Source organism: Sphingomonas sp. PL20 (genome assembly GCF_017875905.1).
Lineage (GTDB): Bacteria > Pseudomonadota > Alphaproteobacteria > Sphingomonadales > Sphingomonadaceae > Sphingomonas > Sphingomonas echinoides.
In genome coordinates, this window is sequence record NZ_JAGINH010000002.1 from 393397 (window position 1) to 405903 (window position 12507).

At 65.8% G+C, this 12507-nt stretch carries 12 protein-coding genes; 11 read left to right on the top strand and 1 reads right to left on the bottom strand.

The window, feature by feature from the left end; all coding sequences use genetic code 11:
- Window positions 1-105: 105 nt before the first annotated feature.
- The 4 genes from H4W01_RS01990 (at window position 106) to H4W01_RS02005 (ending at window position 3965) form a co-directional block, all read left to right on the top strand.
- Window positions 106-1326: an AAA family ATPase gene (locus H4W01_RS01990; RefSeq protein WP_209609681.1), complete on the top strand. Its 1221-nt coding sequence runs from the start codon at window positions 106-108 to the stop codon at window positions 1324-1326.
- A gap of 176 nt (window positions 1327-1502) precedes the next feature.
- A complete protein-coding gene (locus tag H4W01_RS01995) occupies window positions 1503-1892 on the top strand; it encodes a hypothetical protein (RefSeq protein ID WP_209609682.1) in 390 nt (129 codons plus the stop codon).
- Between the two features lie 207 nt (window positions 1893-2099).
- Complete coding sequence (locus H4W01_RS02000) at window positions 2100-3209, top strand: Acg family FMN-binding oxidoreductase (RefSeq protein WP_209609684.1); 1110 nt, start codon at window positions 2100-2102, stop codon at window positions 3207-3209.
- A gap of 87 nt (window positions 3210-3296) precedes the next feature.
- The gene (locus H4W01_RS02005) at window positions 3297-3965 is read left to right on the top strand and encodes an NAD(P)H-dependent oxidoreductase (protein ID WP_010406940.1); all 669 of its coding nucleotides are present in this window, start codon (window positions 3297-3299) and stop codon (window positions 3963-3965) included.
- Between the two features lie 152 nt (window positions 3966-4117).
- On the opposite strand, the gene H4W01_RS02010 is transcribed toward H4W01_RS02005, so the two are convergent.
- Window positions 4118-4990, bottom strand: a complete 873-nt coding sequence (locus tag H4W01_RS02010) for a LysR family transcriptional regulator (protein ID WP_209613211.1) — start codon at window positions 4988-4990, stop codon at window positions 4118-4120.
- 101 nt (window positions 4991-5091) lie between these two features.
- On the opposite strand from H4W01_RS02010, the gene H4W01_RS02015 reads away from it, so the two are divergent.
- The 7 genes from H4W01_RS02015 (at window position 5092) to mmsB (ending at window position 12472) form a co-directional block, all read left to right on the top strand.
- Window positions 5092-6591 (top strand): CoA-acylating methylmalonate-semialdehyde dehydrogenase, encoded by a 1500-nt coding sequence (locus H4W01_RS02015; protein WP_209609686.1) that lies wholly within the window; start codon window positions 5092-5094, stop codon window positions 6589-6591.
- A gap of 80 nt (window positions 6592-6671) precedes the next feature.
- Complete coding sequence (locus H4W01_RS02020) at window positions 6672-7064, top strand: hypothetical protein (RefSeq protein WP_334685120.1); 393 nt, start codon at window positions 6672-6674, stop codon at window positions 7062-7064.
- Window positions 7065-7177: 113 nt separating this feature from the next.
- The gene (locus H4W01_RS02025; protein ID WP_209609690.1) at window positions 7178-8272 is read left to right on the top strand and encodes a polysaccharide deacetylase family protein; all 1095 of its coding nucleotides are present in this window, start codon (window positions 7178-7180) and stop codon (window positions 8270-8272) included.
- Window positions 8269-9414 carry an acyl-CoA dehydrogenase family protein gene (locus H4W01_RS02030; protein WP_209609692.1) on the top strand — a complete coding sequence of 382 codons (1146 nt, stop codon included), beginning with the start codon at window positions 8269-8271 and terminating at the stop codon, window positions 9412-9414. The genes H4W01_RS02025 and H4W01_RS02030 overlap by 4 nt, the downstream gene beginning before the upstream one ends.
- Before the next feature lie 114 nt (window positions 9415-9528).
- Window positions 9529-10572, top strand: coding sequence for an enoyl-CoA hydratase/isomerase family protein (locus H4W01_RS02035; RefSeq protein WP_209609694.1), 1044 nt, complete (start codon window positions 9529-9531; stop codon window positions 10570-10572).
- A 110-nt stretch (window positions 10573-10682) separates the two neighbouring features.
- Window positions 10683-11456 (top strand): enoyl-CoA hydratase, encoded by a 774-nt coding sequence (locus H4W01_RS02040; RefSeq protein ID WP_209609695.1) that lies wholly within the window; start codon window positions 10683-10685, stop codon window positions 11454-11456.
- A gap of 137 nt (window positions 11457-11593) precedes the next feature.
- Window positions 11594-12472: a 3-hydroxyisobutyrate dehydrogenase gene (mmsB, locus tag H4W01_RS02045; protein ID WP_209609696.1), complete on the top strand. Its 879-nt coding sequence runs from the start codon at window positions 11594-11596 to the stop codon at window positions 12470-12472.
- Window positions 12473-12507: the final 35 nt, after the last annotated feature.

Sequence of the window (12507 nt, forward strand, 5' to 3'; positions counted from 1 at the left end):
GTCTGGAAGTCGCTTATCCGTCAGAGCAATGTCATACTGCGTTGTAATCACGTTATTGACGAATTATCGTTACAAACCTATTTTTAGGGCGAAATAGGTGATGCCATGATCCATTTGATCGAGATTGAGAATTTCCTTTCGATCCGCGATCGACAGGTTGTCGACCTGCGCGTCTCGGGGAAGGTGTCGGATCGGTTCGATCGCTTCGCGCCGATTTTCCCCGGCGCGTCGGTACGAGCGCCAAAGGTCATAGCGCTGTTTGGCGCAAACGCTTCGGGCAAGACCAACGTGCTCAAAGCGCTGAATTTCATTATCCAATTCGTTCGCAATCCGGCGGCGCGTGCTATTTCTGGCGCGTTCGTCGAGCGGTTTAATGACGAGGAGTCCAAAGATCGCCCGGTCCGATTTGCGCTGGAGCTAGCGGGCTTGATGGACGCCACGCCTGCTGTCATCGAACGCGCCCGCCGCGACGAAGCGGTAGTTTACGGCACCTACCGGTATGAGCTCGAGTTGGCGGTACAAGGTGGCCAGGTTCAGCATGTTGCGCACGAAAGTCTCCGCCAAAGGCCGAATGATCGCGGCAAATGGCAACGGGTGTTCGAGCGGAGTGGCCCTCAGCAGGCGTTGGGATCGAAGGCCTTTCCCATTCAGGGATTCCGCCACCTGCTTAATACCCTCGATCCGGTCGGCTCGATCGTCGCCAGCTTTGCGCAATTTCAACATCCCGGCGCGCTGTTCTTGAAGAGTCTCGCCGACAGCGCCTATCCGTTCCTCGACTACCAACCGTCGTCGGGTGACGACAGGCTTATCGAATTCATCGGCAATCGCCCGGACCTCCTTTCCACGCTTAACGAGGACCTTAACCGGATCGATCTTGGCATCGAAGAGATGCGTGTGGACCAGACACCACAGGGGTGGCTGGCCAAGTTCAGGCATCGCAAGCTCGATGCCGACATGCCGTGGGGGCTACAAAGCCACGGGACGCGGGCGTTCATTCGCCTCTATCCCTTAATTGCCGAGACGCTTGCCAGCGGTGGCACCGCCATCGTCGACGAACTCGATCTCGCCATTCACCCGCTGGTTCTTCCTGAGCTGATCCGCTGGTTCCATGACCCCGGCCGAAATCCTCATGGGGCGCAGCTCTGGTTCACCGGCCAGTCGACCAGCCTCCTTGACGATCTGGCACCCGAAGAAATTCTGTTTTGCGAAAAGGATCGTCAGGGTCGCACCGGCCTCTATCTCGCGCGCGATATCGCGCGCCGGGACGATAACCTCCGGCGAAAATATCTGTCGGGTGTCTACGGCGCGGTGCCGCAGATCGGATGAGGCGGCCTCGACCCTCGCGCCCGCAGCGTGCGCCCGTCTTTATCGGTGGGGAAGGGCGAAGCGAGGTCGCCTATGCGGGATGGCTGCGTAATCTGGTGCGTGATCGCGACATGCCGTTTCACCTTGAGTTGTGCGATCTCGGGCAGGGTGCCGGGGACCCATACACGCGAATCGAAATGGCGATCGAGCGTGTGGAGCGGATCGAGCGAAACCGCGAGCCGTTTATCGGACGATATGTCTTCCTCGACACCGATCAGATCGAAGGCGATCAAGCCCGCGCTGATTTGGCGCGTCGCCACGCGCGCGACAATAATTTTACAGTGATATGGCAACAGCCGACGCACGAAGCGTTCCTGCTGCGGCACCTGCCCGGCCGTCACATGAACCAGCCCCCGGACAAACGGACTGCCGATGCCGCGCTGGCAAGGGATTGGGTCGAGTATCGAAAGCCCTGTACCCCGCAACAACTCGAGCAGCGTCTGACGCTTGATGGCGCAATCCGGGTGGCTGAGCGTCTGCCCGAATTGGCCGAGCTGCTGCGCCTGATCGGCCTGTGTGAGGCCTGAGGGATCGCCGTGACGGACGATGCACGGGATGGAGAGCATCCCCTCATGCTGCACCTGAACGAACGGCGGCTTCCGGGAACCGCTCGCAGCGCGTCGGATGACCGAAATGGGGCGCGTAGCCGCCCCCCCCCCTACGTACTTCCCGCCCCTCGACCCGGCCGCCGCGCCATCGCATCTCCCGCAAGCGCACAGCGGGGAGCCAAGCCGATGACCGTCGAACGCCGCTTCAGTCGCCGGGCCACCTTGATCGGGGGCGGGGCGGTGGTGTTGGCCGGGGTGGGGGCAGCCGGGCTCGGCTATCGCGAGCTGGCGTCGCTGGAGGGCTATGAGGCCGCCGTGGCGGAGAGCCGCGCCGCGCTGGCGGCGCAGCCTGCCGCGCGCGATCTGGTGCGGTTTGCGACGCTCGCCGCCAATGGGCACAACACCCAGCCCTGGCTGTTCCGCATCGGCGAGAACCGCATCGACATCCTGCCCGATCGATCGCGCCGGACGCCGGTGGTGGACCCGGACGACCATCATCTGTTCGTGAGCCTTGGCTGTGCGGCGGAGAATCTGGCGCTGGCTTCGGCGGCGGCGGGGTTGCCGTGCGATGTCGGTTTCGATGCCGCAAGCGGCGCGGTGTCGGTGCGGCAGCAGCGCGGCGCGCCGGTCGCCTCGCCGCTGTTCGCCGCGATCCCGCACCGCCAATCAACGCGCACGGTGTATGATGGGCGCGCGGTTGCGCCGGAGCTGCTGCGGCAATTGGCGGAGGCGGCGGCGGAGCCGGGGGTGTCGCTGGTGCTGCTGACCGATCGCCCGCGCCTCAACCACATCCGCGATCTGGTGGTGGCGGGCAACAGCGCGCAACTGGCCGATGCCGCGTTCCTGCGCGAACTCAAAAGCTGGATGCGCTTCACCCCGCAGCGTGCGCTGGCGACCGGCGACGGGTTGTTCAGCGTGACCTCGGGCGCGCCGGTGCTGCCCGAATGGCTGGCCCCGCTGCTGCTCGACCAAGTGTTCACCGCGTCTTCGGAAAACGCCAAATATGCGCGGCAAATGGCGTCCACGGCGGGGGTGGCGGTGTTCGTCGGGGAGCGCGCCGACCCCGCGCATTGGGTGCGCGTGGGGCGGGCGTGCCAGCGTTTTGCGTTGCAGGCGACCGCACTTGGGCTGCGCCATGCGATGATCAACCAGCCGGTCGAAGTGGCGCGGTTGCGGCCCGAGCTGGCGCGGTTGATCGGCGCGCCGGGCGTGCGGCCCGATCTGGTGATGCGCTTTGGCTATGGCGCTGGCCTGCCCTTTTCCGCGCGGCGACCGGTGGAGGCGGTGCTGGCCTGAGCCGCGCGCCCGCTACGTACTTCCCGAGTCTGCCTGGGCATCGGGCCGCGCGTTATGCTGTGACCACGCGCCACCCGGGGAACGACCATGCCTGCCAACCAACCGATCCGCCATGTCATCGTGCTGGGGCACCCGTCGCCCGGCAGCTTCAACCACGAAGTCGTCCAGCGCTATTGCGCAACCGTCCGCGAAAACGGGCAGGAGGCGGTGGTGCGCGATCTTTATGCGCTCGATTTCGACCCGTGCCTGCGCGCCGACCGGCTGCCCGGTCACGCCAGCGGCATGTCCGCTGATGTCGCGCATGAGATCGGGCTGTTGCGGCAGGCCGATGTGATCGTGTTCGTTTATCCGATCTGGTTCGGTATGCCGCCCGCGATCATCAAGGGCTATGTCGACCGCGTGCTGGGCGTGGCGCAGACGCCGTCCTCGATCCGCGACCATCGCCCGGATTCGGTGCTGGTCGGCAAATCCTTCGCGACCTTTTCCAGCTCGGCGACGACGCGGATCTGGCTGGACGAACAGGGCCAGATGGAATCGATCCGCCAGGCGTTCGACCGCTATCTGATGGGCATTTTCGGGCTGCGCGATGCGGGCCACGTGCATTTCGGCGCGATCGTCGCGGATATGGAGGCGCGCTTCGTTGCCGAATGCCTGCTCGAGGTGGAAACGCAGGCGCGCAAGATCTGCAGCGAGGTCGCCGCCGCGCGCCACGCCGCCCGCGCGCAGGATGCAGTGGCGGCGTTTACCGGGGACTAAGCGTTTGTTTGGAAATGCGCCACGGCGCATTTCGCGGCACCGGCCCGCTCCCCCACCCGGCCACCCAACGGCAGTATTCTATGGGTGGCCGGGTGGGGGAGCGGGCCGGTGCCGCCTTGAAATTCGCTCTTTCGCGAATTTCCAAACGGCCTCTAAGCGAGCGTTTCCGCCAGGCCGCGCAGCCAATCGCCGACCGCCTGGATGCGCGGGGTGGCGTGGGTGTCCTGATGGGTCACCAGCCAGAAGGTGCGCGTCAGATGCACGCTGTCGCCGAGCACGGGCACCAGTGCTGCATCGCGCGCGGCGATGAAATCGGGCAGCACGCCGATCCCGGCCCCCGCGCGGATCATGGCGTGTTGCACGGTGATGCTGGTGCTGCGCGCCCGCGCGACGAGGCCGTCCTGAATTTCCGACAGATAATTGAGCTCGGGCGCGTGGACGTGTTCGGGGACATAGCTGATCAGCGCATGGCCGTGCAGGTCGGCGGCGCTGGCGACCCGCGCGTGATCGGCGAGGAAGCCGGGCGTGGCGTAGAGCCGCAGCCGGTAATCGGTGAGTTTGGTCGCGCGCAATTGCCGGTTGCGCGGGCGCGCGAGCATCACCGCCATATCGGCCTCGCGCCTGGACGGGTTGAGGAAGCCCGAGGCGGTGATCAGGTCGATCCGCAAATTGGGCTGGTCGCGGCGGAAGGCGGGCAGAGCGGGCGCGACGACATGCGTGGCGAGGCCCTCGGCAATGCTGAGGCGCACCTGGCCCGCGAGCGCGGCGCTGCTGGGGTCGACCTCGGTCGCGGCGAGCACGGCGGCTTCGATCGTCTCGCTATGGATGAGCAGCGCCTGGCCGGTTTCGGTCAGGCGGCGTTCGCCAGCGATCGTCTCGAAGATCGCGGTGCCGAGCCGCTGTTCCAGCCGGGCGAGGCGGCGGCCGACGGTGGTGACGTCCAGCCCCAGCGCGCGCGCCGCACCCGCCATGCGCTGCGCCCGCGCGACGGCGAGGAAAATGCGCAGGTCATCCCAGTTTTCCACGGATACCCTCATGCAAAAATGCACTACCTAGCAGCAAAGATGGAGGGTTGAATGCAAAAATGCTGGGTGGGATAGGGGGGTATAAGCTTTAGGAGAGCGCCATGCGGATCATCGACCACCATATCATGGGTCTAGCGAGCGGCACTGCCGCGCGGACGGGCGAGGTGTTCGATCCCAACACCGGTGCGGTGCAGGCCCAGGTCAAGTTCGGCACGCAGGCCGATCTCGACGCCGCCGTCGCCGCTGCGCAAAAGGCGCAGCCGGGTTGGGCCGCAACCAACCCCCAGCGCCGCGCGCGTGTGATGTTCAATTTCAAGGCGCTGGTCGAAGCGCATATCGACGAACTCGCCGCCCTGCTGTCGTCCGAACACGGCAAGGTGATCGCCGATTCCAAGGGCGACATTCAGCGCGGGCTGGAAGTGATCGAATTTTGCTGCGGCATTCCGCATGTGCTAAAGGGCGAATTTACCCAGGGCGCCGGGCCGGGGATCGACGTCTATTCGATGCGCCAGCCGCTCGGCATTGGCGCTGGCATCACCCCGTTCAATTTCCCGGCGATGATCCCCTTGTGGATGAGCGGCGTCGCCATCGCCACGGGTAATGCCTTCATCCTGAAGCCCAGCGAGCGTGACCCGTCGGTGCCGGTGCGGCTGGCTGAATTGTTCCGCGAGGCGGGGCTGCCCGAGGGTATTTTGCAAGTCGTCCACGGCGACAAGGACATGGTCGACGCGATCCTCGATCATCCCGCGATCAGCGCGGTCAGCTTCGTCGGATCATCCGACATTGCGCATTATGTCTACCGGCGCGGCGTCGCGGCGGGCAAGCGCGTGCAGGCGATGGGCGGGGCCAAGAATCACGGCATCGTCATGCCCGATGCCGATCTCGACCAGGTCGTTGCCGATCTGTCGGGCGCGGCATTCGGCTCGGCGGGCGAGCGCTGCATGGCGCTGCCGGTGGTGGTGCCGGTGGGCGAGAAGACCGCGATTGCGCTGCGCGAGAAACTGATCCCGGCGATCGCCGCGTTGCGCGTGGGCGTGTCGACCGATGCCGAGGCGCATTACGGCCCGGTGGTGAACGCCGCGCACCGCACGCGCATCGAAAACTGGATCCAGACCGGCGTCGACGAGGGCGCGGAGCTGGTCGTCGACGGGCGCGGGTTCGAGCTGCAGGGGCATGAGAAGGGCTTCTTCATCGGCCCGACGCTGTTCGACCATGTCACGCCCGACATGTCGGCCTATAAGGAAGAGATTTTCGGCCCCGTGCTGCAAATCGTCCGCGCCGACGATTTCGAACATGCGCTGCGGCTGCCGAGCGAGCATCAGTACGGCAATGGCGTCGCGATCTTCACCCGCAACGGCCACGTCGCGCGAGAATTCGCGGCGCGGGTGAATGTCGGCATGGTCGGCATCAACGTGCCGATCCCGGTGCCGGTCGCCTATCACACCTTTGGCGGGTGGAAGCGCTCGGCGTTCGGCGATACCAACCAGCACGGCATGGAAGGCGTGAAGTTCTGGACCAAGGTCAAGACCGTGACGCAGCGCTGGCCCGATGGCGGGGTCGGCGATGGCGCAAACGCCTTCGTCATTCCGACGATGGGGTGAGGCGGGTGCGGCGTGCGGCCTTGCCCTTCTTGTTGATCGCCCTGTATTGCGGCGCGGGTGCCGCATCGGCGAGTGAATTGGTGGGGCCGGGTCGCTTCTGCGGCTATTCTCCGATCATCGACCTTGAAAAGGGTGAGCGCATCACGCCTCTGGAAGGCGGCATTCACGGCGGCAGCTTTCGTTGGGAGGGCAGCTTCGGGACGCTTGAAGTGCGTGGAATTGGATGGGCCGCTCGCCCCAAGGGGCCGAGGCTACGCCATCCTTCTCGTACGGGGGCGACGGTTTTTCGTCCGCGCCTAGTTGACGGGCTCTATCAGGCGGCGATCTGGAACGGCAGGCAGGGCGCTGCCTATTTCTCTTCGCCAACGCCCTTTACGGCGGTGCAAATGGCGGCGATCGACCGCGTTGCGCTTTTCCAGGAAGGAGAAGATCCTGGCAAATGCAACCTTCGGACCGTGTTTTCCTGGGAGTGAAAGCGGGGGAATGACCTTGCACCGGAATTCCTGCGCGCCGCTTGGCGTACCTCGTGGAATGCGGACGTGCGTCTGCAATTGGTGTAGCACGGTCGCACCATGAGCGTTGCCCGATGAACCTCTTGCGCCAGGCCATGTTGGTGGGCGGCATCGTGCTGGTCGCGTTGCCGCTGGCCTGGGCGTTTCTGCCGCGCGCCACGGTGCCGGTCGCGGTGGCGCAACCGGTCGTGGTGGCGCCGGTCGGCAAGCGCATCGCGCTCAGTTTCGATGATGTCCCGCGCGGGGCGGGCGCGTTCTACACCCCGTCCGAGCGCACCGCGCGGCTGATCGCGGCGCTCCGGGCGAGCGGGGTGGAGCAGGCGGCGTTCTTCGCCAATCCCGGGCGGATCGGCGCGTCCAATGATGGTGCGGCGCGGCTGGCGGCCTATGCTGCGGCGGGGCATGTCGTGGGCGACCACAGCTTTGCGCATCGCGATTTGCGCGCGGTTTCGGCGCAGGCGTTTCTCGCCGATATCGACCGCGCCGAGGGCTGGTTGAAGGGCAAGCCCGGCTATCGCCCGTGGTTCCGCTTTCCCGGCCTCAACCAGGGCGGGCGCGATGCGGTGAAGCGGCGCGCGGTGCTGGATGGCCTTGGCGCGCGCGGCTTAAGCGTCGCGTGGGTGACGGCAGATGGCTCCGACTGGAATATCGAGCGGCAGACGATCGCCGCGCGCAAGGCAGGCCAGGCGATCGACGAAGGCGCTCTGCGCGATCTCTATGTCGAGACGATGGTGCAATCGGCCGATTTCTCCGACGCGCTGCTGCGCCGCGTGACCGGGCGCAGCCCGCCGCAAATGCTGTTGCTGCACGAAACCGATGTCGCGGCGCGCTATATCGGCGATCTGGTCGCGGCTTTGCGCCGTGATGGCTGGACGATCGTGACGGCGGATGCGGCCTATGCCGACCCGCTCTATCGCCAGACCGGCGATTTCGACAGCGCCAACGGCACCTTGCCCGAGGCGATCGGGTGGCAGCAGCGCGCGCCCGGCCCGCTATATTATGCGCGCAACGACAAGCCGCTCGCCGATCGCCTCTTCGCCGAACGTGTGCTGCACCGCACGCCCATCGCCACGCCGCGCTGCCGGGTGCAACGCCATCCGTGGCGGCGCGTCTGTTCCCAGACGGCCTTTGTGCCGCGCCGACCTTTACCCCTAGGGATTGCCGCATGACCGACCAGTTCGATTTAACCGACGACCAGCGCGAGATTCAGGAACTCGCGCGGCGCTTCACCGCCGATCGCATCACGCCGTTTGCGGCGGAATGGGATGAGAAGCACATCTTCCCGCGCGACACGATCAAGGCGGCGGCCGAGCTTGGCTTTGCGTCGATTTATGTCAGCGAGGAATCGGGCGGCATCAACCTCGGGCGGCTGGAGGCGGCGCTGATCATGGAGGCGATGGCCTATGGCTGCCCCTCGACCAGCGCATTCATCTCGATCCACAATATGGCGAGCTGGATGATCGATCGCTTCGGCGGGCAGGCGGTGAAGGACAAGTATCTGCCCTCACTCGTCACGATGGACCGGATCGCCAGTTATTGCCTGACCGAGCCTGGCTCGGGCTCGGATGCGGCGGCGCTGAAAACGCGCGCGGTGCGCGATGGCGATCGCTATGTCGTCAACGGCACCAAGCAGTTCATCTCGGGCGGCGGCGAGAATGAGGTCTATGTCACCATGGTGCGGACTGGTGCGGAGGGGCCCAAGGGCATTTCCTGCCTGGTGATCGAGAAGGACATGCCCGGCGTCAGCTTCGGCGCGAACGAGCGCAAGCTCGGCTGGCATTCGCAGCCGACCGCCCAGGTGATCTTCGAGGATGTGCGTATCCCTGTGGATAACCTTGTGGGTGGCGAGGGCGAGGGCTTCCGCATCGCGATGATGGGGCTGGATGGCGGGCGTCTCAACATCGGTGCCTGCTCGCTCGGTGGCGCGCAGCGCTGCCTCGACGAGGCGATCGGCTATACCCGCGACCGCAAGCAGTTCGGCACCGCCATTGCCGATTTCCAGAACACCCAGTTCATGCTGGCCGATATGGCGACCGACCTCGAGGCGGCGCGCGCGCTGCTGTACATGGCGGCGGCCAAGGTGACGGCCAACGCGCCCGACAAGACCAAATTCGCGGCAATGGCGAAGCGGCTGGCGACCGACACGGGTTCCGCCGTGGCCGATCGCGCGCTGCAACTGCATGGCGGCTACGGCTATCTGATGGATTACCCGATCGAACGTTTCTGGCGTGACTTGCGCGTGCATTCGATCCTGGAGGGGACCAACCAGGTGATGCGGATGATCATCGGCCGGGAGCTGACACGGCAATGACCCCGCGCAGCGGAATCCCCCTTCTTCCTCTTTGTGGCTTTGTGGCTTCGTGCGAGAAATTTTGGTCGCACAAAGGCACGAAGACACGAAGAAGATCATGAAAGACGTGTGCGCATGACCAGTGATGTTGTGATTGAGGGTGAAGGGCCTGTCGGCCGGATTCGGTTGAACCGGCCCAAGGCGCTGCATGCGCTGACCACCGATATGTGCGTCGCCATGCTGGCGGCGCTTGATGCGTGGCGGACCGATCCGGTGGTCGAGACGGTGATGATCGACCATGCAGAGGGCCGGGGCTTTTGTGCGGGGGGCGACATTCGGATGCTCGCCGAGAGCGGGGCTAAGGATGGTACGGAGGCGCGGGCCTTCTTTCATACCGAATATCGGCTCAACCACCGGCTGTTCACCTATGCCAAGCCGACCGTCGCGTTCATGGACGGCATCACCATGGGCGGCGGGGTTGGCCTCGCCTGCCCGTGCGATTTCCGTATCGCGACCGAGAACACCAAATTCGCCATGCCCGAAACCGGGATCGGCCTGTTCCCCGATGTCGGCGGCGGCTGGTATCTGTCGCGGCTGCCGGGGCGGATCGGGCAATATCTGGCGCTGACCGGGCACCGGCTCGACGGGGCGGAATGCCATGCGCTAGGGCTGGCGACGCACTATCTGCCGAGCGCCGCGCTGGACGAGGCCAAGGCGCGGATCACGGCCGACCCGCAGGCGATTGCCGCGATCCTTACCGGTCTCTCGGTCGCGCCGCCGCCTGCGCGGCTGCTCGATCAGCGCGAGGCGATCGACCGTTTGTTCGCCTCCGACGTGTTGGAGGACATCTTCGCCGCGCTCGCCGCCGATGGCGGGGACTGGGCGACGCAGACGCTCGCCACGCTCACCACCAAATCGCCGCAGACGATGAAGGTGTCGCTGCGGCTGCTGCACGAAGGCGCGATGATGCCGACCTTCGAGGACGAAATGCGCCAGGAATATGCGGTCGGCGCGCGCGTCGTGCAGCGGCATGATTTCCTGGAAGGCGTGCGCGCGGTGATCGTCGACAAGGACAATGCCCCGCGCTGGGACCCGGCGACGCCCGAGGGCGTGACGCCCCACGTCATCGACCAGATCTTCGCGCCGCTTCCCGATGCGGAGGCGTGGACGCCGTATTGAATTCCCCTCCCGCTTGCGGGAGGGGCTAGGGGAGGGCCTGTGCGGTGCTCGACCCTACAAGCCCTCCCCCAACCCCTCCCGCAAGCGGGAGGGGAGAAAAGGTAAAAGACATGACCTACGAAACCATCCTCGTCGAACAGCGCGGCGGCGTTACGCTCGTCACGCTCAATCGCCCGCAGGCGCTGAACGCGCTCAACAGCCAGGTGTTGGCCGATATGCTCGCCGCGATGGCGGCGTTCGATGCCGATCCGTCGCAGGGCTGCGCGGTCATCACCGGCAGCGAAAAGGCTTTCGCGGCGGGGGCCGACATCAAGGAGATGCAGGCGCAGGGCTTTGCCGACATGTACGCGCATGATTTCTTCGCCGGATGGGATCGCTTCACCCGCACGCGCAAACCCATCATCGCGGCGGTGGCGGGCTATGCGCTGGGCGGCGGGTGCGAACTGGCGATGATGTGCGACTTCATCCTCGCCGCCGATACCGCCAAGTTCGGCCAGCCCGAAATCAAGCTGGCGGTGTCGCCCGGCATGGGGGGATCGCAGCGGCTGACGCGTGCGGTCGGCAAGGCCAAGGCGATGGAGATGTGCCTGACCGGTCGCATGATGGATGCGGCTGAGGCCGAGCGCGCCGGGCTTGTCAGCCGTGTGGTGCCTGCCGCCGATCTGGTCGAGGAAGCGGTCAAGACCGCGACCACAATTGCGGGGATGGCACCGCTCGCGGTCAAGGCGAACAAGGAAATGGTCAATGCCGCGTTCGACACCACGCTGGCGACGGGCGTGCAGTTCGAGCGGCGGCTGTTCCATGCTTTGTTCGGCACCGACGACCAGAGCGAGGGCATGACCGCCTTTGTCGAGAAGCGGCAGGGGGTTTGGACGGGGAAGTAGCACCCTAACCCCTCCCGCTGTGCGGGAGGGGTTAGGGGAGGGGCGTGTCGGTAATGCACCCGGTCTGCGGCGCGACTGCCCTCCCCCAGCCCCTCCCGCACGGCGGGAGGGGAGTAAGAAAAAATCAGGAGAGAAAAATGACACGCATCGCCTTTATCGGGCTCGGCAATATGGGCGGCGGGATGGCCGCGAACCTCGCCAAAGCGGGGCATGATGTCCGCGCGTTCGATCTGTCGCAGGACGCGCTCGATCGCGCCAAGGCGGCCGGGTGCCTGCCGATGGCGAGCGCGGGCGAGGCAGCAGACGGGGCCGAGGCGGTGGTGACGATGCTGCCGGCGGGCACGCATGTCGAAGCGGTCTATGGCGATCTGTTCGCCGCGAGCCTGTTGCCGGCCGCGATCCTGATCGATTGTTCGACGATCGACGTCGCCACCGCCAAGCGCGTGGCCGAGGCGGCGCGTGCCAAGGGGATTACGGCGGTCGATGCGCCGGTGTCGGGCGGGATCGGGGCTGCCAATGCCGGCACGCTGACCTTCATGGTCGGCGGCAGCGAGGAGGCGTTCGCGCGCGCGCAGCCGATTTTGGCGGCGATGGGCAAGGCGGTGATCCATGCCGGGGCGAACGGCACGGGCCAGGCCGCCAAGATCGCCAACAACATGCTGCTCGGCGCGACGATGGTGGCGACGTGCGAGGCGTTCCTGCTGGCGGAGAAATTGGGGCTCGATCCGCAGACTTTCTTCGATATTTCGAGCGTGTCGTCAGGGCAGAGCTGGTCGATGACGAGTTACTGCCCGGTGCCGGGCGTCGGGCCGGATACGCCTGCCGATCATGGCTATCAGGGCGGCTTTGCGACCGCGCTGATGCTGAAGGATCTGAAGCTCGCCGCCGCGGCGGCGAGCGATACGGGTGCCGACACGCCGATGGGGGCGAAAGCGGCGGAATTGTATCAGCGCTTTGCCGATTCCGGGCATGGCGGGCTGGATTTCTCGGCGATCATCACCGCGCTGCGCGGCTGAGGCGAGGGGGCTCCCCTCCCCTTCAGGGGAGGGGC

Excerpts from the sequence above, each read along its gene's own strand:
- H4W01_RS02025 (WP_209609690.1), top strand. The coding sequence starts at position 7,178 with ATGAACCTCTTGCGCCAGGCCATGTTGGTGGGCGGCATCGTGCTGGTC.
- H4W01_RS02005 (WP_010406940.1), top strand. The coding sequence starts at position 3,297 with ATGCCTGCCAACCAACCGATCCGCCATGTCATCGTGCTGGGGCACCCG.
- H4W01_RS02000 (WP_209609684.1), top strand. The coding sequence starts at position 2,100 with ATGACCGTCGAACGCCGCTTCAGTCGCCGGGCCACCTTGATCGGGGGC.
- H4W01_RS02040 (WP_209609695.1), top strand. The coding sequence starts at position 10,683 with ATGACCTACGAAACCATCCTCGTCGAACAGCGCGGCGGCGTTACGCTC.
- H4W01_RS01995 (WP_209609682.1), top strand. The coding sequence starts at position 1,503 with ATGGCGATCGAGCGTGTGGAGCGGATCGAGCGAAACCGCGAGCCGTTT.
- H4W01_RS02015 (WP_209609686.1), top strand. The coding sequence starts at position 5,092 with ATGCGGATCATCGACCACCATATCATGGGTCTAGCGAGCGGCACTGCC.
- H4W01_RS02030 (WP_209609692.1), top strand. The coding sequence starts at position 8,269 with ATGACCGACCAGTTCGATTTAACCGACGACCAGCGCGAGATTCAGGAA.
- H4W01_RS02035 (WP_209609694.1), top strand. The coding sequence starts at position 9,529 with ATGACCAGTGATGTTGTGATTGAGGGTGAAGGGCCTGTCGGCCGGATT.
- H4W01_RS01990 (WP_209609681.1), top strand. The coding sequence starts at position 106 with ATGATCCATTTGATCGAGATTGAGAATTTCCTTTCGATCCGCGATCGA.
- mmsB (WP_209609696.1), top strand. The coding sequence starts at position 11,594 with ATGACACGCATCGCCTTTATCGGGCTCGGCAATATGGGCGGCGGGATG.